The sequence below is a fragment of the Pseudomonas sp. GZJR-8 genome (assembly GCF_002916705.1).
Classification (GTDB): Bacteria; Pseudomonadota; Gammaproteobacteria; order Pseudomonadales; family Pseudomonadaceae; genus Aquipseudomonas; species Aquipseudomonas synxantha_A.
Window position 1 is genome coordinate 134,261 of record NZ_JXSI01000011.1, and the last position, 23,742, is coordinate 158,002.

Consider the following 23,742-nt stretch of genomic DNA (forward strand, 5'->3'; position numbering starts at 1 on the left):
ATGCGGAGATCCGACCGGATGAATGATCAGGCCAATAGCGTCGACGAACGCTATGCAACGACACCTGCAACCCTCACAAGCTGGAGCCGCCAGGACACCACCTGGATGCTCGGGCTATTCGGTACCGCCATTGGCGCCGGTACTTTGTTTCTGCCAATCAACGCGGGCCTGGGGGGCTTCTGGCCGCTGGTGATCCTGGCGTTACTGGCGTTCCCGATGACGTTCTTTGCCCACCGTGGGCTGACCCGTTTCGTGCTGTCTGGCCGTGAAGGCTCAGACATCACCGACGTGGTCGAAGAGCATTTCGGTATCAAGGCGGGTGCGTTGATCACCTTGCTGTATTTCTTCGCGATCTTCCCGATCCTGCTGATCTACAGCGTGGCACTGACCAATACCGTGAGCAGCTTCATGGAACACCAACTGCACATCATGCCGCCGCCTCGTGCGATCCTGGCGTTTGTGCTGATCCTCGGCCTGCTGGCCGTGGTGCGCTGCGGCGAGCAAGTGATCGTCAAGGCGATGAGCCTGATGGTGTATCCGTTTATCGTCGCCTTGCTGTTCCTGGCCGTGTACCTGGTGCCGCACTGGAATGGCGGCATTCTCAGCACTGCCAGCGAGGTGCCGGCACCGTCGGCGCTGCTCAATACGCTGTGGCTGGCGATTCCGGTGATGGTGTTCTCGTTCAACCATTCGCCGATCATCTCGGCTTTCGCGGTTGACCAGAAACGCCAGTACGGCGCACACGCCGAGGAGCGCAGTTCGCAGATCCTGTCCCGCGCTCACTTGTTGATGGTGGCGATGGTGCTGTTCTTCGTGTTCAGTTGCGTGCTGACCCTGTCGCCCGCGCAACTGGCCGAGGCGAAAGCGCAGAACCTGTCGATCCTGTCGTACCTGGCCAACCACTTCGACAACCCGACCATCGCTTTTGCCGCCCCGTTGATTGCGTTCGTGGCGATTGCCAAGTCGTTCCTGGGCCACTACATCGGTGCCAGCGAGGGTCTCAAGGGGCTGGTGGTCAAGACCGGTCGCCGCCCGGCACCGAAGACCCTGGACCGCATGACCGCCGCCTTCATGCTGGTGGTGTGCTGGATCGTCGCCACGCTTAACCCAAGCATCCTCGGTATGATCGAGACCCTGGGTGGGCCGGTGATTGCGTCGATCCTGTTCCTGATGCCGATGTATGCGATCCGCAAGGTTCCGGCCATGGCCAAGTACCGTGGGCAGGCGTCGAATGTGTTTGTCACAGCCGTCGGCTTGGTTGCCATTACGGCATTGGTGTATTCGCTGGTTGCCTAAGCCCTGATGCGGTCTATCTGACTGCACAGCTCTAAAAATGTGGGAGCTGGCTTGCCTGCGATAGCTATGTGTCAGTCATTACATTCATGACTGATACATAGCTATCGCAGGCAAGCCAGCTCCCACATTGGTTTTGTGTTGGCAGTAAAGGTTAGTTCCAGGCATAAAAAAACGCCGCGTATCTTGCGATACGCGGCGTCTTTTACATCAACACACCCTTAAGCTTGAATCACCGGGATGTTGGCGCTTGCTGCGATCTTGCGGAACTCGGCGATCTGGTCGAAGTTCAGGTAGCGGTAGACGTCACTGGCCATGGTGTCCAGTTTCGCTGCGTAGCCCATGTACTCTTCGACAGTCGGCAGGCGACCCAGGGTAGAGGCCACTGCCGCCAGTTCGGCCGATGCCAGGTAGACGTTTGCACCGTCACCCAGGCGGTTCGGGAAGTTACGGGTCGACGTCGACACGACGGTGGAGTTCGGTTCTACACGTGCCTGGTTACCCATGCACAGCGAGCAGCCCGGCATTTCCATGCGTGCGCCAGCCTTGCCGTAGATGCCGTAGTAGCCTTCTTCGGTCAACTGGTGAGCGTCCATCTTGGTCGGCGGCGACAGCCACAGACGAGTCGGCAGCTGGCCCTTGACCTGCTCCAGCAGCTTACCGGCAGCGCGGAAGTGACCGATGTTGGTCATGCACGAACCGATGAACACTTCGTCGATTTTCTCGCCGGCAACGCTGGACAACAGACGGGCATCGTCCGGGTCGTTAGGCGCGCAGAGGATCGGCTCGTTGATTTCCGACAGGTCGATCTCGATGATTTCGGCGTATTCGGCGTCGGCATCGGCTTCCATCAGTTCCGGGTTGGCAACCCAGGCTTCCATCGCTTGGGCGCGACGTTCCAGGGTGCGGGCATCGCCGTAGCCTTCACCGATCATCCAGCGCAGCAGGGTGATGTTGGAGTTCAGGTACTCGGTAACGGACTCTTTGGACAGCTTGATGGTGCAACCGGCAGCCGAACGTTCAGCCGAGGCGTCGGACAGCTCGAAAGCCTGTTCCAGCGTCAGATCGTTCAGGCCTTCGATTTCCAGGATGCGGCCGGAGAAGGCGTTTTTCTTGCCTTTCTTCTCTACGGTCAGCAGGCCAGCCTGGATCGCGTAGTAAGGAATGGCATGAACCAGGTCACGCAGGGTGATGCCAGGCTTCATCTTGCCTTTGAAGCGCACCAGGATCGATTCCGGCATGTCCAGTGGCATTACGCCAGTGGCTGCGGCGAACGCGACCAGACCGGAACCGGCCGGGAACGAGATGCCCATCGGGAAACGGGTGTGGGAGTCGCCACCGGTACCGACGGTGTCCGGCAGCAGCATACGGTTGAGCCAGCTGTGGATGATGCCGTCGCCCGGACGCAGCGATACACCGCCACGGGTCATGATGAAGTCAGGCAGGGTGTGGTGGGTGGTCACGTCGATCGGCTTCGGGTACGCCGCGGTGTGGCAGAACGACTGCATCACCAGGTCGGTCGAGAAGCCCAGGCACGCGAGGTCTTTCAGTTCGTCACGGGTCATGGGACCGGTGGTGTCCTGGGAGCCCACGGTGGTCATCTTCGGCTCGCAGTAGGTGCCAGGGCGAACGCCTTTGCCTTCCGGCAGGCCGCACGCCTTGCCGACCATCTTCTGTGCCAGGGTGAAGCCCTTGCCGGTGTCGACAGGCGCTTCAGGCAGCTTGAACAGGTCGGTAGGGCCCAGGCCCAGTTCGGCGCGGGCCTTGTCGGTCAGGCCGCGACCGATGATCAGCGGGATACGGCCGCCGGCGCGAACTTCGTCCAACAGTACCGGAGTCTTCATTTCGAAGGTGGTCAGGACTTCGTCGGTGCCGTGTTTGCAGACTTTGCCAGCATGAGGGTACAGGTCGATCACGTCGCCCATGTTCATGTTGGTGACGTCGAATTCGATTGGCAGTGCGCCAGCATCTTCCATGGTGTTGTAGAAGATCGGAGCGATCTTGCTGCCGAAGCAGAAACCGCCAGCACGCTTGTTCGGCACGTAAGGCACGTCGTCACCGAAGAACCACAGTACCGAGTTGGTGGCCGACTTACGCGACGAACCGGTACCGACCACGTCACCGACGTAGGCGATCGGGAAGCCTTGGCCGCGCATTTCTTCGATCTGCTTCATCGGGCCGGTCTTGCCTTGCTCGTCCGGCACGATGCCTTCACGAGCCATTTTCAGCATGGCCAGGGCGTGCAGCGGGATGTCAGGGCGGGACCAGGCGTCAGGCGCCGGGGACAGGTCGTCGGTGTTGGTTTCGCCGGTAACCTTGAACACGCGCAGGCTGATCTTGTCGGCCAGGGTAGGGCGGTTGCGGAACCACTCGCCGTCAGCCCAGGACTGGATCACGCCTTTGGCGTGTTCGTTGCCGTTGCGGGCTTTTTCGGCGACGTCGTGGAACGCATCGAACATCAGCAGGGTGTGCTTGAGTTGGGCGGCCGCGACGGGCGCCAGGGTGGCGTCGTCCAGCAGCTCGACCAACGTCACGATGTTGTAGCCGCCTTGCATGGTGCCGAGCAGTTCAACAGCGCGTTTCTTGTCGATCAGGGGGGAAGTGGCTTCGCCCTTGGCCAGGGCAGACAGGAAACCGGCCTTGACGTAGGCAGCTTCGTCAACGCCTGGTGGAATGCGGTTGGTGATCAGGTCAACGAGGAATTCTTCTTCGCCAGCCGGAGGATTTTTCAGCAGCTCGACCAGGCCTGCGGTTTGTTCGGCGTTAAGCGGCTGGGGAACGATACCCAGTGCTGCACGCTCTTCGATATGTTTGCGGTAGGCTTCAAGCACAGTTATTACCCTCATCAGTGGTCCCACGGGACGCTCATCCAGAAATGAACGGCACGCATGCGCTCAGGGGCTTTTTGGGCCGCAAAGCCAGCGCTGCCGGCATTCCTTTACAGAAGCTGCTTTCAAAGTTTTACGCCTGCAGAACGGAGCTGATGAGGGTTGGCGTGGGCTCTGACCTATCGGGTCGAAACCACGCCAACACCGTTCTGAAGGAACGACTGTGCTCGTGACGCTTTGAAAACAGCTTCCAGCGGATTATTGGCGCCTTACAAGGCCGGGTGATTCTACGGCAAAAAAAATCTAAAGGTAAGTTGCCTGGCCAAGTTTGCTGGGTGATCAACCTTAGACAAAGGGCTAACATGGCGCACTGTTTCGCTGATTTGCGTGTTGTCGCCCATGTCCAACCAAACCATCAAGACCCCCTGCGTCGGCCTCTGCTCCACGGTCTACGGCGACCTCGTGTGCCGCGGCTGCAAGCGCTTCCACCATGAAGTGATCCAGTGGAATGGCTATAACGAAGAAGAAAAGCGTGCAGTCTGGCTCAGGCTTGAGCAACTGCTGGTGCAGGTGATGGCCGGCAAAGTGGAGGTGTTTGACCCCAAGACCCTGCGCGGGCAGTTGGAGCAACGCAAGATCCGCTTCGTGCCGCACCAGTCCGAGTATTGCTGGGCCTACCAGTTGATCGCACGCGGGGCGCGGGTGATCAATAACCTTGAGGCGTACGGCATGGTGTTGTTGCCGGAGTTTCGCGACTGGCCCTTGCCGGACCTGCGCGATGCGATTGACCGGGAGTTCTTTATCTTGTCCGAGGCGCATTACCAGCGCTATATCGCCCCGGGGTTTCTGAGAGATGCGCTGTCTACCTGACAGCATGCATCCAAATGTGGGAGGGGGCTTGCTCCCGATAGCAGTGTGTCAGTCAGCCCATCCTTCACTGACCCACTGCTATCGGGAGCAAGCCCCCTACCACATTTTGCCCTCTATTGTTCTTCAGGGCTTGGTTGCCAGTTCTTGCAGATGATCCATCAACGTCTGTGGCTTGAGCACCAGCACGTCGCTTTCCACCGCATCCAGCACCACCTCCGCTGTATTACCGATCAACGCCCCCGAAATCCCGGTGCGGGCCACGGTGCCGATGATGGTCACCGCCGCGTGCAGCTGATGGGCCATATGCGGGATCAGCACATCGGCCGGGCCTTCCTTGATATGCAGGTGCCTGCCGTCCACGTCGAACTCGTCCTGGAATGCCTTGCATTGTTCGCGATAGCGCGCCTCGATGGTTTCCTTGAGCTGGAAGGTCGGGTCGGCTGCCGACAGCATCGGCGACGGGTGGGCGCTGATCACATGCAGTTGCGCCTTGGCCAGGCTGGCGATATCAAAGCCATGGTCGATGATCGCATTGTGCAGTGAGCGGTGTTCGCTGTCGGTATTGCCCACATCGATGGCCGCCAGAATCACTCCGCCAGCCCATGGCGTAGCAGTCTTGACCAATAGCACCGGCGTCGGGCAATAGCGCAGCAGCTTCCAGTCCGCCGGCGTCAACAGGGCTTTTTTCAGCGGGCTGTCGGGAAAGTGCTGTTTGATCACCAGGCCGCAGCCTTCGGCTTGCTGCACCTCGATAATGGTGTCATGCAGGCTTTCGTTCCACGCCTGCTCGGTGGAGACGCTGTAACCGTCGTTCTTTAAACCCTCCTTGAGCACACTCAACAGCGCCGAATGCTCGTGTTTCTTGTCGCAGACCAGCAAGTGCAGATGTGCGTCGGTCACCCCGGCAATCAGCTTGCCACGCTTGAGGGCCAGGCTTTCCGAATGCTCGGGCTCGATGACCACCAGGATGCTGCGGATGGCTTGCATGATCGGGATCTCCAGGAAGGGGCATGCAACAACTATAGTTGCTGCCCGCCAGACGTCATGTTGATGCACATCAAGGCCGGTGGCTGGTGGTCTGCGGCGGGGTCGGTATAATCGGCGCCCTTTTGTGATCCTTTGCCCGTGAGCCCGATGAACCTGCCCGAAATCCACGAATTCCTCGGCTGCCGCACCCCCGACGCCTGGGTCCAGGCCGCTCTGGCCGATCAGGAAACCCTGCTGATCGACCACAAGAACTGCGAATTCAAAGCCGCCAGCACCGCCCTGAGCCTGATGGCCAAGTACCACGGCCATGTTGACCTGATCAATATGATGTCGCGCCTGGCCCGCGAAGAACTGGTGCACCACGAGCAAGTCATGCGCCTGATGAAGAAGCGCAAGGTTGAACTGCGCCAACTGCACGCGGGCCGTTATGCCTCGGGTTTGCGCAAGGTGGTGCGCAGCCACGAGCCGGTCAAGCTGGTGGACACCCTGGTGGTCGGCGCTTTTATCGAAGCACGCAGCTGCGAGCGTTTCGAAGCATTGGTGCCGCATTTGGACGAAGAGCTCGGCAAGTTCTACTTCGGTTTGCTCAAAAGCGAAGCCCGGCACTTCCAGGGTTACTTGAAGCTGGCCTACCAGTATGGCGACGCCAAGGACATCGCCCAGGTGATCGAGCGGGTGAGGGCGGCCGAGCAGGAGCTGATCGAATCACCCGACATCGAGTTCCGCTTTCACAGTGGCGTGCCAGCCTGAGGCCACCGCCACGCCGATCAAGGCGGTGATCCCGGCGAGCAGCAGGATCACCGTTTGCGTGCCCAACGGCGCTGCCAGCACGGCGATCATCAGGCCCGCCAACGGCTGCGGCAGGTTGTTGAGCAAGGTGATCACGCCTACCGTCTTGCCGAAATCCTGCACCGGGATCACTTTTTGACGGGTGCTGCGCAGGTACACGTTGAACATCTTGTCGAAGCCCGTCACCAGCAGGAAGCCCACGGCATACGCCCACACACCGGGGCTGACGGCGGTGATCAGCGCGCCGACCGCAATCATCGAATACGACAGCCCACCCATTACTTTCAACGGCAGTGACGAGCGTGCCAGGTAAAACAGAATCCCGATGGTGACCAGCGCGCCGGCGGCTTGCAGCAGGGCGTAGGCATCCTTGTCGGCGGCGTATTGGCCGGTAACCATGGCGGCCGAGGTGGCCAGTGTGACCCCTATAATCAGGTTCACGCCGACTGCCAGAATGATGATGCGCTTGAGTTCCACCAGGTTGCGGATGTGGCCAAACGCGGTGCGCAGCGGTTGCAGCCAGATACCCGGGTGCTGCTCACGGCTTTGCAGGCTCACCGTGGTGTTGCGCTGCCAGATCAGCATTGCCAGGTCAGCGAGAACAAACAGTGCGGCGATGGCCAGCACCACCCAGGGCCAGGCCCAAACCTGCAGCATCAACGCTGCCAGCAACGGCCCGAGCACCAGGCCGCTCTGGTCGGCAATCTGCGAATAGGACAAGGTCTTGGCGTAGGTGTAATGCTGGAAGACATGCGGCATCACCACCTCCCGCGCCATGATGCCTTGAGTGGTCAATACCCCGCACAACGCGGACAGCATCACCAGCCAATGGATCCCGTCGAACAGCCCATACAGCGCCACCGCCACCACGCAGGCCAGTGCCCGATACACCTGGCTGATATGCAGAATGCGTACGGGTGAAAACCTGTCGCACAAGGCTCCGCACACCGGAAATGCCAGATAGCGCGGCAGCGATTCGACAAAAAACGCCAGGCCCGCCCACGACACGCTTTGAGTGGTCTGGAACACGATCAGCGGCACGATGAACAGCAGGATCTGGTCGGCCAGCCGCGAGAGGAACAGCGAAACGAAGAACGCCAGATAATCCTTGCGCATACAACTCCTTGAGAATGGCGTTAAAGATTGCAGGCTATTTGTTAAAAACTCTTAAAAGCATGAAGCTTCATCAGCTCGTACTGGCCAGCTGCTTCTGTGCGCCTGCTTGCCACCTATAATGCGCGCACTTCAATCTGCGTTTCTACACTGAGAACTTATGGAAAACCTGGGTCTGGGCAAGGTCCTGCTCGTTGAGGACGATGAAAAGCTGGCAGGGCTGATCGCGCAGTTCCTGTCGCAGCATGGTTTTGAGGTGCGTGTCGTGCACCGGGGCGATGAAGCCCTGGCGGCGTTCCTGGACTTCAAACCCAGGATTGTCGTGCTCGATTTGATGCTTCCGGGCCAGAGCGGGCTGCATGTTTGCCGCGAAATTCGCAATGTGTCAGACACGCCCATCGTGATCCTGACAGCCAAGGAAGACGATCTGGACCATATCCTGGGCCTTGAGTCTGGTGCTGACGATTACGTGATCAAGCCGATCAAGCCGCCAGTGCTGCTTGCACGTTTGCGTGCGTTGCAGCGCCGCCAGGTGCCCGAACCCGCGGCGCGGGGTGCCCTGGAGTTCGGCCGCTTGTCGATTGATCGCAGTTGCCGGGTCGTCAGCCTGGGCGGTCAGACCATCGATCTGACGACCATGGAGTTCGAGTTGCTGTGGTTACTGGCCAGCAGCTCGGGCAAGATCCTCTCGCGCGATGACATCCTCAACCGTATGCGTGGTATTGCCTTTGATGGCCTCAATCGCAGCGTTGATGTCTACATCAGCAAATTGCGCGGCAAGCTCAACGACAACCCTCGCGAGCCGGTGTGCATCAAAACCATCTGGGGCAAGGGTTACCTGTTCAATCCGTTTGCGTGGGAGGTTTAGATGCTGCGCTTGTATCTGCGCCTCTATGTGATCCTCGCGCTCGGCCTGGCCGGGTCGGTCTGGCTGGTCAACTATGGCCTGGACGCGTACATGCCCGAGTCCAACGAGACCTATAACCGTGAAGCCTTGCGCGGCCCGGCGTGGGCCCTGGTGGAACAATTGCGACCGGTACAGGGAGAGGCGCGCCAGGCACGCCTGGCTGAGCTGCAACCGCATTATGGCTTGCGCCTGAAACTGGTGCAGCGCGACGCCCAGCACCTGAGCGAGCGCGAACAGAAACTCCTGGCGAGTGACCAAGTGGTGGTACGCGAGGATTTTATGAAGTTCCTGTCAGCGATTGACGGCGGCCCGCAATTACTTGAGATCCAGCTGCCGGAAGAACCCAAATGGCTGTATTTGTGGGCTTATGGCTTTCTGGGCGCAGGCCTGGCCATCGTCCTGTATTTCTGGGTACGCCCGCACTGGCGTGACCTGGAGCATATCCGCCTGGCGGCGCAACGTTTTGGTGACAATGACCTCGGCTCACGCATCCTGTTGCCAAGGCGTTCCACCGTGCGCGAACTGGCGGGGCACTTCAACCAGATGGCCGAGCGCATCGAGAGCCTGATCGCCAACCAGCGCGAACTCACCAACGCCGTATCTCACGAATTGCGCACGCCGATTGCGCGCTTGTCGTTTGAACTTGATCAACTGCGCCAGCAGGTCGATCCACGCCAGAGCAGCGAGTTGATTGCCGATATGTACGCCGACCTCGGCGAGCTGGAAGAAATGGTTTCCGAACTGTTGACCTACGCCAGCCTGGAGCGCGGTGCCACCCAGGTCACCCGCGAGAACATCGAAGCCCACAGCTGGCTCGACAGCGTGATCGGCAGTGTGGCCCTGGAGGCCGAAGCACAGGGGGTGCAGTTATCGCTGCGTACCTGTGAGGTCGACTTTATCCGCATCGAGCCACGCTTTATGGCGCGGGCGGTGATCAACCTGCTGCGTAACGCCATCCGTTATGCCGATCGCCGCGTGGAAGTGTCGCTGGTCAAGTTCGGCAACGGCTATGAAGTACGGGTCAATGACGATGGCCCAGGCGTGCCGCTGGAGGGCCGCACCAAGATCTTCGAACCGTTCCTGCGCCTCGATGCCAGCCGCGACCGCCGTACTGGAGGGTTTGGCTTGGGCCTGGCATTGGTCAAACGCGTCAGCCAGTGGCATGGCGGGCAGGTGGAAGTGCTGGATTCGGAGTGGGGCGGGGCGTCGTTTCGGATGACCTGGGCGTATGGCGAGTAACACCTTTTGAATACTGCACTGCCCCTCCCACATTTTGATTGGGTTACCAACTTGAATCAGAAGGTGTATTCCACCATCCCCATCACCGACGTCTGCAAGCGGCGCTCCACAATCGGGCTCTTGCCCGCTTTATCCGCCAGGTACTGCACATCCAGCAGCGTCGAGAACTGTGTGTGCTCGCTGATTGGCAAGCTCCACGTAAGGTTCATGCCATTGCTGATATTGCCGCCGCTGGCCTTGTATGCCTTGAAGCGGCTGCGCGCGGCTTGGCCGGTGGTCACGCCGTACCAGGTCTGCAGGTAGTCGCGGTCACCAAAGTGGCTGTTGATGGCGGTATCGACGGAACCGTAACGGCCTTCATAGAGATTGGTCCCCAGGCTCAACTCCAGATGGGTAAAAGCCTTGCCGGTGTCCTTGTGTTTATCTTCTTCAAGCGCATGTTCCAGGGTGGCGCCGATGATCACACCGCCGAGGTTGTACGCGGCACTCACCCCCAATTGCGTGCGTGACTTGATCTCGCCCATGCCTTTGAGGCGTTTGGAGCCGGCATGCATGCTTTCGTTTTTATCCTTGCGCGAATCGCTTGCGCCAACGTATGCGCTGAAGCTCAAGGCATTGCCTTCATAACCCCAGCCCAGGCCCGTATCAGTGTCGAGGAAGACGCCCCAAGGGCTGATGATTTTGCCGCCCAGCACAGGCGCCGTCATGCGTTCGTCGCTGCCACTGTAGCGGGGGGCGTTGGCTATGCCGGCCTTGAGGCTGTATTGCCAGTCTTCGGCAAGCGCCGTGTCGGCGGCGGCAAGCAGGCACAGTGAGGTCACTGACAGGCACAGGTTTTTTGCGTGCATCAGGTGTTTCTCCAGGTTAGAAATTCAAGGGTGTGTGGGGGGACTGGGTGCGTTTGAAGGAATAACCCGAAGCGCTCAGCCCGTTGACCTGGCGGCTGACGGTGTCGCCCAGGCCATAGCCGGTGCCGGCGAGTACCGCGTGGGCGTTGTCGACCGGCAGCAGGATGTAGTCAGTCAGAGGCTCGTCGTGCAATTGGCCGCGTATCACCAGGAAGCCATCTTCCAGGCGCACACTGATGCCGCTCAACGGTGCGTCGGGTTCATGGCTGTTGAGTACCTGATAGGTGCCGATGGTGTCGGCCCAAGCCGTAGACAGGGTCGGCGGCTCGATGCGCTCACCGATAGCAATGCGTTGGCCGTGGCTGCGGGCCGTGAGCATCTGCCGGCCTTGTACCGTCACTACATCAAGCTGGATGCGACCCAGGTCGCCCAGGTCCTTGAGCCAAAAACCCAGGACCTTTTTCTGCGCACGCAGCCAGCCCTGGTCATCGCGCAACAAGTCGAAGGTGTAGCCGGCCAGTTCGCCAGCCAGGCGCTCACGGTCATCCTTGATACGGAATACGCCCCAGGGGGTCGCGTAGAACCCGGCCAGGCGCTTGCGGTCGACGGCCGCTGGCACGTGGCGCAGTTTCAGACCGTGGCCGGGAGCCTGGCAGTCGTCGGCGCAGGGGCGCTCGCCGGTTTGTGCCTCAAGCATCAGGCGCAGGCTGTCGATGGACAGCGACACCACCATCTCTTCGGCATTGCTGTCGTTGGCCATGATGATCACGGCCAGTTGCTGGTCCGGCAGCAGAGTCACCTGGGCGGCGAAATCATCGCCGCCGCCGCTGTGCTGGTAAGTACGCACACCGGGGGCAATCGGCTCGTCACCGCATGGCGCCAGAAACCAGCCCAGGCCCATCTGGCAGTCAAAATCCAAGGCGTTGCCGGTGTTTTGCTGGGTGAACATTTGATCTATTGAAGCGCTGCCCAGCACGCGGTTGCCCTTGTAGGTGCCTTTGGCAAACAACATCTGCACGTAGTGACTCAGATCCTTGGGGCTGGCCCACAGGCCACCGGCGGCAAGGTCGCGTACCTGGGCGTCGGTGCTGGCGTTGCCGTCCTCATAACCCAGGGCGCGAAAGCTCAATTGCGCGCCGGTGCCGAGGAAACTGGCCTGGTTCATGTGCAAGGGGGTCAAGAGGCTGCTTTGTAGCTGGGCTTCGAAGCTTTTGCCGCTGCTGCGCTCGATGGCGGCACCCACCAGCGAATAGCCGAGGTTGGAATAAGCCACCTGAAAACCGGGCGGGCTGCTCAGCCATACGCCCGACACGCGCATCGGCATCTGCCCCATGGCATAGGTGCTGTGCAGGTCACGCAGGTGCTCACTGGGCAGGCCGGATTGATGGCTGAGCAAACGCCGTAACGTGATGGCGCGATCTGCTTCGGCCTGGTCGTCATGAAAGCGCGAGCGTACGTAAAATTCACGCAGGGTTTGCTGGATCGGTGCATCCAGTGCCAGACGCTGTTGCTCCACCAACTGCAGCGCCGCCGTGGCGGTGATCAGTTTGGAAATCCCCCCGGCGCGAAACGCCGTGTTGGGCGTAACCGGCACGCCCTGGGTCTTGTCGGCCAGGCCAAAGCCACGGGCCCAGATCAACTCCTGGCCATTGACCAGGGCAATCGACAAGCCTGCCACATTTTCCCGGACCATCTCCCGGGGTATGCGTGTTTGCAGGTAACGGATGATCGCGCCGTAATCGCCTTTTTGAATCGGCGGCGGAGCAGGCGGTTGCGAGTGGCAACCGATACTGCTCAGCAGGCAACCCAATAGCGGGATACCGCGCAGTCTACGAAACATCAAGAGCACCCGAATGATGATTTGGATGCTGGAATGCTAGGGCGGCGGGGGCTGAGAATCTTTGAGTGCTTTGTCGGGAAACTGTCAAAGACTGTTAACGGCCAACTGTAGGAGCGAACTTGCTTGCGCCTACAAGATCAGGGCATCAATGTGGCGATCAGTGCCCGAATGGTCCCCGGCAATGCCTCCAACTCGCGCACCAGAATGCTGCGCTCGCGAATCGCCCAAGGCTCGTCCAGCTTCACCGCCGTCAACTGCATGGTGCGGCTGTGGCGCTGGGCGGCGGACTCGGGAATGATCCCGATGCCCACGCCGGCCTCGACCATCCGGCAGATCGCCTCGAAGCTCGACACCTGGATGCGCAGCGACAACTGCTTGCCCAGGCGCTCGACGTGTTCGCGCAGGAAACTCAGCAGCGTGCTGCCTTCATGCAGGCCGATATGCTGGTAGGCGAGGGTTTGTTCGAGGGTGACCGAAGGCTGATCGGCCAAAGGATGCCCGACGGGCACCATCAGCACCAATTCATCCGTACTGAAATGCAGCACCTGCAAGCCAGCAGCTTCCACGGGACCGGCAATAATGCCCATGTCGCTGGTGCCATCGAGTACGCCGCGCACGATGTCCCGAGACAGGCGCTCCTGCAGGTCGACGGTCACGCCTGGGCGCTGGGACAAAAAGCCCGCCAGCACTTCCGGCAAGAACTCGGTGACCGCCGTGGTGTTGGCGAAGATGCGGATATGCCCGGCTGAGTCCACGCCGTATTGGGTGAACTCGCTTTTCAGGTAGTCCACCTGACGCATGATCAATCGCGCATGGTGCAACAGGCGCTCGCCCGCCGGGGTGATCTCCACGCCACGGCTGTCGCGGTACAACAGGCGGGTGTCGAGCTGACCTTCCAGGGCCTTGATCCGCGCACTCGCGGCGGCCGGCGACAGAAACGCGCGCTTGGCGCCCTGGGTCAGGCTGGGGGATTCGGCGATATGGATAAACAGGCGCAGGTCGGCGAGATCAAAGTGCATGCAAGACTCCCGGTACAGGGTGGCAGCGTTCAGCATAACCGAACGCTGGTTTATTGAAATGCAAATTCTCAGAACGGGCAGGCCCTTGCATGATCGGCAGCAGACACCCACTGCCTGAGGATCTGCACCCGATGAGCGCCACTGATTGGATCGGCCGAAGCGAGACTGCCCACGATCACCTGAGCCATAACCTGCTCAAGCGCATCGCCGCCACGTTCGGTGAAGGGGTGCCTGCCGACGGTGCAGCCGTACCCGCATTGTGGCAATGGTGCTTTTTCCAGGACCCGCTGCCGGAGTCGGCCCTGGGCAGCGATGGCCACCCGGCTCGCGGCGGGTTCTTGCCACCGGCCGATAACCGTAATCGCATGTGGGCCGGTGGGCGTATCGAGTTTGTGCACCCGCTGCGAGCCGGCGAGGCGGCGACCCGCGTGTCGACCATCACTCAGGTCGAAGAAAAGACCGGTCGCACCGGTTCGCTGTTGTTTGTCACGGTGCGCCACGACTATTCCCAGGCCGGGCGCCTGGCGATCCGCGAGGAACAGGACATCGTCTATCGCGAGCCCACGCCGCCCAAACCCGGCAGCGGCGATGCCCTGGTCCGGGGCGAATGGACAGAAGCGGTCGAACCGACACCCACCCTGCTGTTCCGCTACAGCGCCGTGACCTTCAACGGCCACCGCATCCATTACGACTATCCCTATGTCACCGCCACTGAAGGCTACAGCGGCTTGGTGGTGCATGGCCCACTGATCGCTACCTTGAGCCTGCGCGCGTTCTGCCGGGCGCACCCTGAAGCCACGCTGCGCCGTTTCATCTATCGCGGCGTGCGCCCGTTGATTGCACCGCAGCCGTTTGAAGTAGGCGGGCACATCAGCGCAACCGGCGTCGCAGAACTTTGGGCTGGCAACGCTGAAGGTCTGGCGCAGACCGCCCAGGTGCATTTCGAATAACCCAAGAACAACAGGCGGAGAGCCGCGCATGAACCCCAATGACAACGAAGAACTCAATGCCATCCGCGAAGGCGTGCGCGCCTTGTGCGCCGAGTTCGATGCCGCCTACTGGCGCAGGATCGACGAAGACAAAGGCTTCCCCGAAGCCTTCGTCAAGGCCCTGACCGCTGCCGGCTGGCTGTCGGCAATGATCCCCGAAGAGTACGGCGGTTCCGGCCTGGGCCTGGCCGAAGCGTCGGTGATCCTCGAAGAGGTCAACCGTTGCGGCGGTAACTCCGGCACCGTGCATGGCCAGATGTACAACATGTTCACCCTGTTGCGTCACGGCAGCGAGGCGCAAAAGCGCTTCTACCTGCCCAAGCTCGCCAGCGGTGAACTGCGTCTGCAATCAATGGGCGTCACAGAGCCCACCACGGGCACTGACACCACCAAGATCAAGACCACCGCGATCAAACGCGGCGACAAGTACGTGATCAACGGGCAGAAAGTCTGGATCTCGCGAGTGCAGCATTCCGACCTGATGATCCTGCTGGCGCGCACTACGCCCTTGGCCGAGGTGAAGAAAAAGTCCGAAGGCATGTCGATCTTCCTGGTCGACCTGCGCGAGGCCATCGGTAACGGCCTGACCGTGCAGCCCATCGCCAATATGGTCAACCATGAGACCAACGAACTGTTCTTCGACAACCTGGAACTGCCGGTCGACAGCCTGATTGGCGAAGAGGGCAAGGGCTTCAAATACATCCTCGATGGCCTGAATGCCGAGCGCACCCTGATCGCCGCCGAGTGCATCGGCGACGGCCGCTGGTTTATCGAAAAGGCCAGCGCCTATGCCCGCGACCGCGTGGTGTTTGGCCGGCCAATCGGGCAGAACCAGGGCGTGCAATTCCCGATTGCCGAAGCGCATATCGAGATCGAAGCGGCCGACTTGATGCGCTGGCGTGCCTGCGAGGAATACGACAGCGGCAAGAACGCCGGGGCCAGCGCCAACATGGCCAAGTACCTGGCGGCCAAGGCGTCGTGGGAAGCAGCCAACGCTTGCCTGCAAACCCACGGTGGCTTTGGTTTTGCCTGCGAATACGACGTGGAACGCAAATTCCGCGAGACGCGCTTGTACCAGGTGGCGCCGATTTCCACCAACTTGATCCTGTCCTACGTGGCCGAGCATCTGCTCGAACTGCCACGCAGTTTCTGAGGGCCTGAGCATGCGTCATACCCAAGCCCTGTGCCAATTCCTCGCTGATCTGACCTACTCGCAGTTGCCCGAGCACGTACTGGATCGCATCGAGGAGCTGTATCTGGATTGGCTCGCCTCGGCGCTGGCCAGCCAGGGCGCACACCCGATTCCCCTGTTCGAGCGCTATGCGCAGAAGATGGGGCCGAGCAGCGGCCCGGCCCAGGTGATCGTCAGCGGCGCCAGCAGCAGCGCGTATTTTGCGGCACTGGTCAACGCGGCATCGTCGCATCTGGTGGAGCAGGATGACCTGCACAACAGTTCGGTGCTGCACCCGGCCACGGTGGTGTTTCCCGCCGCGCTGGCGGCCGCCCAGGACCTGGGCAAATCGGGTCGCGATCTGTTGCTGGCTGCGGTGGCCGGTTATGAAGCCGGGATTCGCATCGGCGAGTTCCTGGGCCGCTCGCACTACCGCATCTTCCACACCACGGCCACCGTCGGCACCCTGGCGGCGGCGGTCGCCGTGGGCAAATTGCTCGACTTCAACCAGGAACAGTTCATCAACCTGCTCGGCAGTGCCGGCACTCAAGCGGCAGGGCTGTGGGAGTTCTTGCGCGATGCCGCCGACTCCAAGCAACTGCACACGGCCAAAGCCGCAGCGGATGGCTTGCTGGCAGCTTACCTGACAGCCGATGGATTGACCGGTGCGCGCAATATCCTTGAAGGCGATCAAGGCTTGGCGGTGGGCATGTCGAGTGATTCAGAACCTAGCAAGTTGTCCGCTGATTTGGGTAGCCGCTGGGCGCTGGTGGAAACCTCGTTCAAGTTCCATGCCTCCTGCCGCCACACCCATCCCGCTGCGGATGCGCTACTGGACGTGATGCAGCGTGAAGGCTTGAGCGCGGCGCAAATCTCCCGAGTGGAAACCCGCGTGCATCAAGGCGCCATTGATGTGCTCGGCCGGGTGACGGTGCCGGCCACCGTGCACCAGGCCAAATTCTCCATGGGCACCGTGCTTGGCCTGATCGCGGTGCATGGCAAAGCAGGGTTGCCCGAGTTCCATCAGCTGGCGTTGACCGACCCTGCGGTCGCGGCCTTTCGCGACAAGGTCAGCATGACCCTCGACCCTGAGGTCGATAGCGCCTATCCGCAACGCTGGCTGGGCCGTGTCATCGTCACCACCACTGACGGGCGCACGCTGCACGGTGCCATCGACGAGCCCAAGGGCGACCCGGGCAACACCCTGAGCCGCGCCGAACTGGCGGATAAGTTCCAGCGCCTGACTCACTTCAGCGGCGCCCGTACCCCCGCCCAGGCAAGTGGCCTGATCGAGCAGGTATGGAACCTGCGTAACACCGTGTCCATGGCCCATTGGCTTTGAGGGATTTGTCATGAGTAATCAACGACCGCTGGACGGCATCACGGTTGTCAGCCTGGAACACGCGATTGCCGCGCCATTCTGTACCCGCCAATTGGCCGATCTCGGCGCCCGCGTGATCAAGGTCGAGCGCCCCGGTGCCGGTGACTTTGCCCGAGGTTATGACGAACGCGTGCGCGGCCTGGCATCGCATTTCGTCTGGACCAACCGTTCAAAGGAAAGCCTGACCCTGGACCTCAAGCAGGACGAGGCGGGCGCAATCCTTGAAGCGCTGCTGGCCGATGCCGATGTGCTGGTGCAAAACCTTGCACCCGGCGCGGCGGCGCGCATGGGCTTGTCGTTCGAGGTACTGCATCAACGTTTTCCAAGGCTGATCGTCTGCGATATTTCCGGTTATGGCGAAGGCGGGCCCTACGAGAAAAAGAAAGCCTACGACTTGTTGATCCAGAGCGAAGGCGGCTTCCTGTCGGTGACTGGCGGCCCGAGTGATGAGCAGATGGCCAAGGCCGGTTGCTCCATCGCGGATATCTCCGCGGGCATGTATGCCTACAGCGGCATTCTTTCGGCGTTGCTGCTGCGGGGCACGACCGGCAAGGGCAGCCGTATCGATGTGAGCATGTTGGAAAGCCTGGTGGAGTGGATGGGCTACCCGATGTATTACGCCTTCGACGGCGCGCCGCCGCCCCCGCGTGCGGGCGCAGCACATTCAACGATTTACCCCTATGGGCCGTTTCCCACTGGTGATGGCGGCACGGTGATGCTCGGGTTGCAGAATGAGCGCGAGTGGGCGGCGTTCTGCGACAAGGTACTGCTCACCCCGGCGCTGGCGACGGACGAACGTTTCAGCGCCAACTTCAAGCGTTCGGCCAACCGCGAGGCGCTGCGCCAGATTATCGTGGACAGTTTTGCCCGGTTGGACGCCGAGGCGGTGATTCAGCGTCTGGAGGATGCGCAGATCGCCAGCGCGCGGGTCAACGATATGCAAGGCGTATGGGCCCACCCTCAACTCAAGGCCCGCGACAGTTGGCGTGAAGTCGACAGCCCGGCCGGGCCGTTGCCCTCGCTGCTGCCACCAGCGCGTAACGCCGCGTTTACCCCGCGCATGGATGGTGTGCCGGCACTGGGGCAACACAGCCAGGGCATTCTCGACCAGCTGGGTTATTCCGGTGAGGCCATCGACAGCCTGCGTGCGCGCGGCGTTATCTGATCAGGAAGTGTGCGATGCCAAAGCCTTTAGTTCGTTCAGCGTTGTTTGTGCCGGGCAGCCGCCCGGAGCGGTTCGCCAAAGCCTTGGCCAGCGGCGCCGACGCAGTGATTGTGGATTTTGAAGACGCCGTGGAAGAGCCGCTCAAGCGCCAGGCCCGGGACAATCTGGGGATGTTCCTGCAGGCCCACCCCGAGGCTCAGGTGTGGGTGCGCATCAATGCGCCTGGACACGTCGAGCATTTTGAGGATGTGGCGTTCTGCAAGGCTCATGCAAATGTCGCGGGTGTGCTGCTCCCCAAGGTCGAGAGCGCAGCCCAGGTCGCCGTAGTGGCTGCCACCGGCAAACCCATCTGGCCGATCATCGAAAGCGCTCGCGGCTTGTTGGCGGTGGCCGAGATTGCCCATGCTCCGCTGGTAGAGCGGCTGTCGTTCGGTGGCTTGGACCTGGCCCTGGATCTGAACCTGAGCAGCCATTCCCGCGCTGCTGAGTTTGCCCTCGACCAGGCGCGCCTGTCACTGATCGTGCATTCGCGCGCCGCCGATCTGGTGGCACCGCTGGACGGCGTACATCCGGCCATCGACGACCCTGAGGGCCTGCGCAGTTCGATCCGGCACGCCTATGAAATGGGTTTTGCCGGGGCGTTGTGTATCCATCCCAAGCAGGTTCCGGTGATTCATCAGGCGTTGGCGCCCAGCACTGAAGACCTGGCCTGGGCCAAGCGGGTAGTGGAGGCGAGTGCCCATGGGGCAGGGGCCTATCAGATTGATGGGCAGATGGTGGATGCGCCGGTGTTGCTGCGGGCACAAAGACTGCTGGCTGCCCAACCCTGACTGGATAAGCCTTCCCACAGGATCGACATGCTCCTTGAGGTTGGTGTTCGGCCAGGCCGAACGCAGGTATCTAAAATTCGAAATTCTCAATATGCAGCACATCAGGCACTTTGCCTTACAACACAACAATAAGAAGGTGATTTCCCATGCTCAAGCTCTCTCGGGCGCTGCTGTGCGCCGCCACCTTGTTCGCCGCGGGCCTGGCCCAGGCGGCTGACCCGATTGTGATCAAGTTCGCCCACGTGGTGGCCGAGAACACGCCCAAAGGCCAGGGCGCGCTGCTGTTCAAGAAGCTCGCCGAAGAACGCCTGCCCGGCAAGGTCAAGGTCGAGGTGTACCCCAACTCGTCGCTGTTCGGCGATGGCAAGGAAATGGAAGCGTTGCTGTTGGGTGACGTGCAGATGCTGGCGCCGTCCCTGGCCAAGTTCGAGCAGTACACCAAACAGGTGCAGATCTACGACCTGCCGTTCCTGTTCAACGACCTGGCTGCCGTCGACCGTTTCCAGGCCGCCCAGGGCAAGCAACTGCTGACTGCGATGCAGGACAAGAACATTCTCGGCCTGGCCTATTGGCACAACGGCCTCAAGCAACTCTCCGCCAACAAGGCCCTGCACGAACCCAAGGACGCCCGTGGCCTGAAGTTTCGCGTGCAAGCCTCCAGCGTGCTTGAAGAGCAGTTCAAGGCGATCCGCGCCAACCCGCGCAAGATGAGCTTTGCCGAGGTTTACCAGGGCTTGCAGACCGGCACCGTGAATGGCACCGAGAACACCTGGTCGAACTATGAAAGCCAGAAGGTCAACGAGGTGCAGAAGTATTTCACCGAGTCCAACCATGGCCTGATCGACTACATGGTCATCACCAACGCCAAGTTCTGGAACGGCCTGGCGCCGGATGTCCGCAGCACGCTGGAGCAGATCATGGCCGAAGTCACTGTCGAGGTGAACAAGCAGGCCGAAGCGCTGAACCAGTCGGCCAGGCAGAAGATCATCGATGCCAAGACAAGCGAGATCATCGAACTTACCCCCGAGCAACGCACGCTCTGGCGCGAAGCCATGCGCCCGGTGTGGCAGAAGTTCGAAGGCCAGATCGGGGCTGAGCTGATCAAGGCAGCGGACGCTTCCAACCAATAATCCCAGGGTGTACTGAGATCCAATGTGGGAGGCGGCTTGCTCCCGATAGCGGTGGATCAGAGACAGATCTGCAAGCTGACACATTGCTATCGGGAGCAAGCCCCCTCCCACATTTGGGCAAGTTCCACCCTGGTATTTCATTTGCCTCGCGAGGTTTTGCCATGCAAACGCTAAGGCGCGTCTGGGAGCACCTGGAGGAAGGCTTTATTGCCTTCCTGCTGGCCGCCATGACCCTGGTGACATTCGTCTACGTCATGCTCAACAACATCTACACCCTGTTCTTTGCTCTGGCGGATAAATGGGCCTGGAGCAGTCACTTCTTCAATGCCCTGGGCGACACCGCCATGACCTGGGCCCAGGACATGACCTGGAGCGTGGCGCTGACCAAGGCCATGTTCAGCTGGTTGATTTTCTTCGGCATTTCCTACGGAGTACGCACCGCCGGCCACCTGGGCGTGGACGCGCTGGTCAGGTTGACCAAACGCCCGGTACAACGCTTGCTCGGGATGCTCGCCTGCCTGTGCTGCCTGGCCTACGCCGGCCTGTTCATGGTCGCCAGCTACAAGTGGGTGAGTGCGGTAATGACCGCGCATATCGGTGCCGAGGACCTTGACCAGTTCGGTATCGACGTCGGTGACATCGTGGTGATCGTGCCCATCGGTTTTGCCTTGGTATTGATTCGCTACCTGGAAATTTTCTACCGCATTTTTACCCACCGCCAGGTCGGGTTGGGATTGGCCGATGAGGCCGGTGAGGCCAGCAAGTTGGCCGGCAGCCATGAGGAGCGTCACTGATGGCCGTGCTCTGTCTGTTTCTGCTGTTGTTCGTGTTCATGTTCCTTGGCGTGCCGATTGCGATTTCCCTCGGGCTGTCCGGCGCGGTGTCGATCCTGATGTTCAGCCAGGACTCGGTGAGCTCCCTGGCGATCAAGCTGTTTGAAACCAGCGACGCCTATACCTTCCTGGCGATCCCGTTCTTCCTGCTGTCCGGTGCCTTTATGACCACTGGTGGCGTGGCTCAGCGGCTGATCGACTTTGCCAATGCCTGTGTCGGTCATATCCGTGGCGGTCTGGCGATTGCAGCGGTGCTGGCCTGCATGTTGTTTGCCGCGCTGTCCGGCTCGTCACCGGCCACGGTGGCGGCGGTGGGCTCGATTGCCGTGGCAGGCATGGTGCGTTCCGGTTATCCGAAGGAGTTTGGTGCGGGGATCATCTGCAACGCCGGGACCTTGGGTATCCTGATTCCGCCTTCGATTGTGATGGTGGTGTATTCGGCGGCGACCGAAACCTCAGTGGGCAAGCTGTTCATGGCTGGGGTGATCCCGGGACTGTTGCTGGGCCTGATGTTGATGATCGCGATCTACATCGTCGCGCGTATCAAGAAGCTACCCGCGCAACCACGGGCGACGTTCCGCGAGTGGCTCAGTTGCGCACGCCGGGCGTTCTGGGGCCTGTTGCTGTTGGTGATCATCCTCGGCGGCATCTACAGCGGCATGTTCACCCCCACCGAAGCAGCGGCGGTGGCGGCGGTGTATTCGGCGTTTGTCGCGCTGTTCATCTACAAGGACATGACGCTGCGCGACTGCCCCAAGGTGTTGCTGGAGTCGGGGCGCTTGTCGATCATGCTGATGTTCATCATCGCCAACGCCATGCTGTTTGCCCATGTGCTGACCACTGAGCAGATCCCCCAGGAAATCACTGCGTGGGTGATTTCCGAAGGGCTGACGCCGATTGGTTTCCTGATCATGGTCAACGTGGTGCTACTGATTGCCGGCAGCTTTATGGAGCCTTCGGCGATTGTGTTGATCCTGGCGCCGATCTTCTTCCCGATCGCGATGAAGCTTGGGATTGACCCGATTCATCTGGGGATCGTGATGGTGGTGAATATGGAAATCGGCCTGGTTCATCCGCCGGTGGGACTGAACCTGTTCGTGACCTCGGCGGTGACCGGGCTGACATTGGGGCAGACCATTCGCGCGGCGATGCCGTGGCTGATGATTTTGCTGGTGTTCCTGATCATGGTGACTTACTTGCCATTCATTTCCCTTGCGCTGCCGCATTGGCTGGGGATGTAAGGTGGGAGGGATTGCCCCCTCCCACATTTGTTGATTGTTTCGGCCTTACTGATCCATCGCACTCAAGATCGCATGGGCCACTTTTACCCGCTCGGCATTCGGGTAGTTCTTGTTGGCCAGAATCACCACGCCCATATCCTTGCTCGGCACATACGCCACATACGCACCAAAGCCACCGGTAGAGCCGGTCTTGTTGTACAACACGTTGGCCGGCTGCGCCTGGGCCGGGTTGAGCCAGGTGACCTTGTGCGGCTCCATTGCCATCGGTGTGGAGTTACCGTCGATCAACGCTTGCAGGGTGATAGGGTAGGGGTAGCGCTCCCAGCCCAGGCCCTGGGTCATGCCGTTCACGGTGTAGTAGCCAGCGTGGGTGGCGGCGATGGCCTGTTGCACGGGCTGTTCCAGGGTTTGCGGGTGCATGTTCGCAATGACATAGCGGGCGAGGTCCTGGCTGGTGGTCTTGAGCCCGTAGGCTTCACTGTCCAGCGCGCCGGGGCTGACGCGCACAGGTTTTTGCTGCTTGTCATAGCCTTGGGCATATTGGCTGGCTTTGTCCGTGCGCACGCTGACATACGTGTTGGTCAACCCTAGCTTGGGCAGCAGCGTCTTCTCCATGGCAACGTTGAACGGCTGGCCCAGGCTTTGCGCGGTCAGGTAGCCGAACAGGCCGATGCTGGGGTTGGAGTACAAGCGTTGTTCACCCGCAGCGTAAGTGGGCTTCCAATGCTGGAAGTAGCCCAGCATGGTCGATGCACTGTCGGCTGCATCCGGAAATTGCAGCGGCAAGCCGCCAGGGGTATAGGTCGCCAGTTGCAGCAGGCTGATGCGATCGAACGCGCTGCCGGCCAGGGACGGCAAGTACTGGCTGGCTGTGTCCGACAGCTTGAGCTTGCCGATGGCCTGGGCATAACCACCAAGGGTAGCGGTGAAGGTTTTACTCACCGAGCCGATTTCGAACAGCGTGTTTTGGGTGACCGCGGCCTGGGTGTCCTTGGCGGCTACGCCGTAATTAAAGTATTGCACCTTGCCCTGGTTCACCACCGCGACCGCAAGGCCGGGGATGCCTTGCTGTTGCATCAAGGGTTTGACGTTGCTGTCCACGACCTGGCGTATATCGGTGGCGGCCATACAGCCGCCGGATACGAGCAGCAAAGCTGAAACCAGGTACTTTGGCTGATATTTCATGGTGATTCGCTTCCATGTAAAAGTGGCAATGATGATCAGAGCCTGCGCAGGCGTGGCAAATCTAGGTGGATTTTATACCCGGAG

At 60.7% G+C, this 23,742-nt stretch carries 20 protein-coding genes; 13 read left to right on the top strand and 7 right to left on the bottom strand.

What is annotated here, in order from left to right:
- Positions 1-18 precede the first annotated feature (18 nt).
- The gene (locus TK42_RS20585; RefSeq protein ID WP_005787881.1) at positions 19-1,296 is read left to right on the top strand and encodes a serine/threonine transporter; all 1,278 of its coding nucleotides are present in this window, start codon (positions 19-21) and stop codon (positions 1,294-1,296) included.
- A 218-nt stretch (positions 1,297-1,514) separates the two neighbouring features.
- Here TK42_RS20585 and acnB read toward each other — a convergent pair whose 3' ends face one another.
- The gene (gene acnB, locus TK42_RS20590; protein WP_005787883.1) at positions 1,515-4,124 is read right to left on the bottom strand and encodes a bifunctional aconitate hydratase 2/2-methylisocitrate dehydratase; all 2,610 of its coding nucleotides are present in this window, start codon (positions 4,122-4,124) and stop codon (positions 1,515-1,517) included.
- Positions 4,125-4,520: 396 nt separating this feature from the next.
- Between acnB and TK42_RS20595 the strand changes: the two genes are divergently transcribed.
- Positions 4,521-4,991 carry a DUF1289 domain-containing protein gene (locus tag TK42_RS20595; protein ID WP_078821225.1) on the top strand — a complete coding sequence of 157 codons (471 nt, stop codon included), beginning with the start codon at positions 4,521-4,523 and terminating at the stop codon, positions 4,989-4,991.
- Positions 4,992-5,114: 123 nt separating this feature from the next.
- On the opposite strand, the gene TK42_RS20600 is transcribed toward TK42_RS20595, so the two are convergent.
- Entirely contained in the window at positions 5,115-5,978 is an 864-nt protein-coding gene (locus tag TK42_RS20600; RefSeq protein ID WP_103734994.1) for a universal stress protein, read from the bottom strand.
- A 147-nt stretch (positions 5,979-6,125) separates the two neighbouring features.
- Between TK42_RS20600 and TK42_RS20605 the strand changes: the two genes are divergently transcribed.
- Positions 6,126-6,728, top strand: coding sequence for a tRNA-(ms[2]io[6]A)-hydroxylase (locus TK42_RS20605; RefSeq protein WP_032880843.1), 603 nt, complete (start codon positions 6,126-6,128; stop codon positions 6,726-6,728).
- Here TK42_RS20605 and TK42_RS20610 read toward each other — a convergent pair.
- Entirely contained in the window at positions 6,684-7,883 is a 1,200-nt protein-coding gene (locus TK42_RS20610) for an MFS transporter (RefSeq protein ID WP_103734995.1), read from the bottom strand. The genes TK42_RS20605 and TK42_RS20610 overlap by 45 nt on opposite strands.
- 157 nt (positions 7,884-8,040) lie before the next feature.
- Here TK42_RS20610 and TK42_RS20615 point away from each other — a divergent pair, with 157 nt between their 5' ends.
- Together TK42_RS20615 and TK42_RS20620 are read left to right on the top strand one after the other, a co-directional pair.
- A complete protein-coding gene (locus tag TK42_RS20615; RefSeq protein WP_032880845.1) occupies positions 8,041-8,748 on the top strand; it encodes a response regulator in 708 nt (235 codons plus the stop codon).
- A complete protein-coding gene (locus TK42_RS20620; protein WP_103734996.1) occupies positions 8,749-10,026 on the top strand; it encodes an ATP-binding protein in 1,278 nt (425 codons plus the stop codon).
- 56 nt (positions 10,027-10,082) lie between these two features.
- Here TK42_RS20620 and TK42_RS20625 read toward each other — a convergent pair whose 3' ends face one another.
- From TK42_RS20625 to TK42_RS20635, 3 genes are all read right to left on the bottom strand, one after another.
- Positions 10,083-10,874 carry a MipA/OmpV family protein gene (locus TK42_RS20625; protein ID WP_103734997.1) on the bottom strand — a complete coding sequence of 264 codons (792 nt, stop codon included), beginning with the start codon at positions 10,872-10,874 and terminating at the stop codon, positions 10,083-10,085.
- Positions 10,875-10,890: 16 nt separating this feature from the next.
- Positions 10,891-12,714, bottom strand: coding sequence for a serine hydrolase (locus TK42_RS20630; RefSeq protein ID WP_103734998.1), 1,824 nt, complete (start codon positions 12,712-12,714; stop codon positions 10,891-10,893).
- Positions 12,715-12,851: 137 nt separating this feature from the next.
- Entirely contained in the window at positions 12,852-13,733 is an 882-nt protein-coding gene (locus tag TK42_RS20635) for a LysR family transcriptional regulator (RefSeq protein ID WP_103734999.1), read from the bottom strand.
- A 131-nt stretch (positions 13,734-13,864) separates the two neighbouring features.
- Here TK42_RS20635 and TK42_RS20640 point away from each other — a divergent pair, with 131 nt between their 5' ends.
- From TK42_RS20640 to dctM, 8 genes are all read left to right on the top strand, one after another.
- A complete protein-coding gene (locus TK42_RS20640) occupies positions 13,865-14,683 on the top strand; it encodes a MaoC family dehydratase N-terminal domain-containing protein (RefSeq protein WP_103735000.1) in 819 nt (272 codons plus the stop codon).
- Between the two features lie 28 nt (positions 14,684-14,711).
- Positions 14,712-15,875 (top strand): acyl-CoA dehydrogenase family protein, encoded by a 1,164-nt coding sequence (locus TK42_RS20645; protein WP_103735001.1) that lies wholly within the window; start codon positions 14,712-14,714, stop codon positions 15,873-15,875.
- 10 nt (positions 15,876-15,885) lie between these two features.
- The gene (locus TK42_RS20650) at positions 15,886-17,235 is read left to right on the top strand and encodes an MmgE/PrpD family protein (RefSeq protein WP_103735002.1); all 1,350 of its coding nucleotides are present in this window, start codon (positions 15,886-15,888) and stop codon (positions 17,233-17,235) included.
- A 10-nt stretch (positions 17,236-17,245) separates the two neighbouring features.
- The gene (locus TK42_RS20655; RefSeq protein ID WP_103735003.1) at positions 17,246-18,439 is read left to right on the top strand and encodes a CaiB/BaiF CoA-transferase family protein; all 1,194 of its coding nucleotides are present in this window, start codon (positions 17,246-17,248) and stop codon (positions 18,437-18,439) included.
- A gap of 14 nt (positions 18,440-18,453) precedes the next feature.
- Entirely contained in the window at positions 18,454-19,269 is an 816-nt protein-coding gene (locus tag TK42_RS20660) for a CoA ester lyase (RefSeq protein WP_103735004.1), read from the top strand.
- A 146-nt stretch (positions 19,270-19,415) separates the two neighbouring features.
- Entirely contained in the window at positions 19,416-20,399 is a 984-nt protein-coding gene (locus TK42_RS20665; RefSeq protein ID WP_005787905.1) for a TRAP transporter substrate-binding protein, read from the top strand.
- Positions 20,400-20,560: 161 nt separating this feature from the next.
- A complete protein-coding gene (locus TK42_RS20670; protein WP_103735005.1) occupies positions 20,561-21,193 on the top strand; it encodes a TRAP transporter small permease in 633 nt (210 codons plus the stop codon).
- Positions 21,193-22,473 carry a C4-dicarboxylate TRAP transporter large permease protein DctM gene (dctM, locus tag TK42_RS20675; protein ID WP_032880861.1) on the top strand — a complete coding sequence of 427 codons (1,281 nt, stop codon included), beginning with the start codon at positions 21,193-21,195 and terminating at the stop codon, positions 22,471-22,473. Before TK42_RS20670 ends, dctM begins: the two co-directional genes overlap by 1 nt.
- A gap of 45 nt (positions 22,474-22,518) precedes the next feature.
- On the opposite strand, the gene ampC is transcribed toward dctM, so the two are convergent.
- A complete protein-coding gene (gene ampC, locus TK42_RS20680) occupies positions 22,519-23,658 on the bottom strand; it encodes a class C beta-lactamase (RefSeq protein WP_032880862.1) in 1,140 nt (379 codons plus the stop codon).
- Between the last annotated feature and the right edge of the window lie 84 nt (positions 23,659-23,742).

Coding starts and splice junctions, on each gene's coding strand:
- TK42_RS20650 (WP_103735002.1), top strand. CDS start 15,886: ATGCGTCATACCCAAGCCCTGTGCCAATTCCTCGCTGATCTGACCTAC.
- ampC (WP_032880862.1), bottom strand. CDS start 23,658: ATGAAATATCAGCCAAAGTACCTGGTTTCAGCTTTGCTGCTCGTATCC.
- TK42_RS20635 (WP_103734999.1), bottom strand. CDS start 13,733: ATGCACTTTGATCTCGCCGACCTGCGCCTGTTTATCCATATCGCCGAA.
- TK42_RS20625 (WP_103734997.1), bottom strand. CDS start 10,874: ATGCACGCAAAAAACCTGTGCCTGTCAGTGACCTCACTGTGCCTGCTT.
- TK42_RS20605 (WP_032880843.1), top strand. CDS start 6,126: ATGAACCTGCCCGAAATCCACGAATTCCTCGGCTGCCGCACCCCCGAC.
- TK42_RS20660 (WP_103735004.1), top strand. CDS start 18,454: ATGCCAAAGCCTTTAGTTCGTTCAGCGTTGTTTGTGCCGGGCAGCCGC.
- TK42_RS20665 (WP_005787905.1), top strand. CDS start 19,416: ATGCTCAAGCTCTCTCGGGCGCTGCTGTGCGCCGCCACCTTGTTCGCC.
- TK42_RS20655 (WP_103735003.1), top strand. CDS start 17,246: ATGAGTAATCAACGACCGCTGGACGGCATCACGGTTGTCAGCCTGGAA.
- TK42_RS20615 (WP_032880845.1), top strand. CDS start 8,041: ATGGAAAACCTGGGTCTGGGCAAGGTCCTGCTCGTTGAGGACGATGAA.
- TK42_RS20600 (WP_103734994.1), bottom strand. CDS start 5,978: ATGCAAGCCATCCGCAGCATCCTGGTGGTCATCGAGCCCGAGCATTCG.
- TK42_RS20640 (WP_103735000.1), top strand. CDS start 13,865: ATGAGCGCCACTGATTGGATCGGCCGAAGCGAGACTGCCCACGATCAC.
- dctM (WP_032880861.1), top strand. CDS start 21,193: ATGGCCGTGCTCTGTCTGTTTCTGCTGTTGTTCGTGTTCATGTTCCTT.
- TK42_RS20595 (WP_078821225.1), top strand. CDS start 4,521: ATGTCCAACCAAACCATCAAGACCCCCTGCGTCGGCCTCTGCTCCACG.
- TK42_RS20620 (WP_103734996.1), top strand. CDS start 8,749: ATGCTGCGCTTGTATCTGCGCCTCTATGTGATCCTCGCGCTCGGCCTG.
- TK42_RS20670 (WP_103735005.1), top strand. CDS start 20,561: ATGCAAACGCTAAGGCGCGTCTGGGAGCACCTGGAGGAAGGCTTTATT.
- TK42_RS20585 (WP_005787881.1), top strand. CDS start 19: ATGAATGATCAGGCCAATAGCGTCGACGAACGCTATGCAACGACACCT.
- TK42_RS20630 (WP_103734998.1), bottom strand. CDS start 12,714: ATGTTTCGTAGACTGCGCGGTATCCCGCTATTGGGTTGCCTGCTGAGC.
- TK42_RS20645 (WP_103735001.1), top strand. CDS start 14,712: ATGAACCCCAATGACAACGAAGAACTCAATGCCATCCGCGAAGGCGTG.
- TK42_RS20610 (WP_103734995.1), bottom strand. CDS start 7,883: ATGCGCAAGGATTATCTGGCGTTCTTCGTTTCGCTGTTCCTCTCGCGG.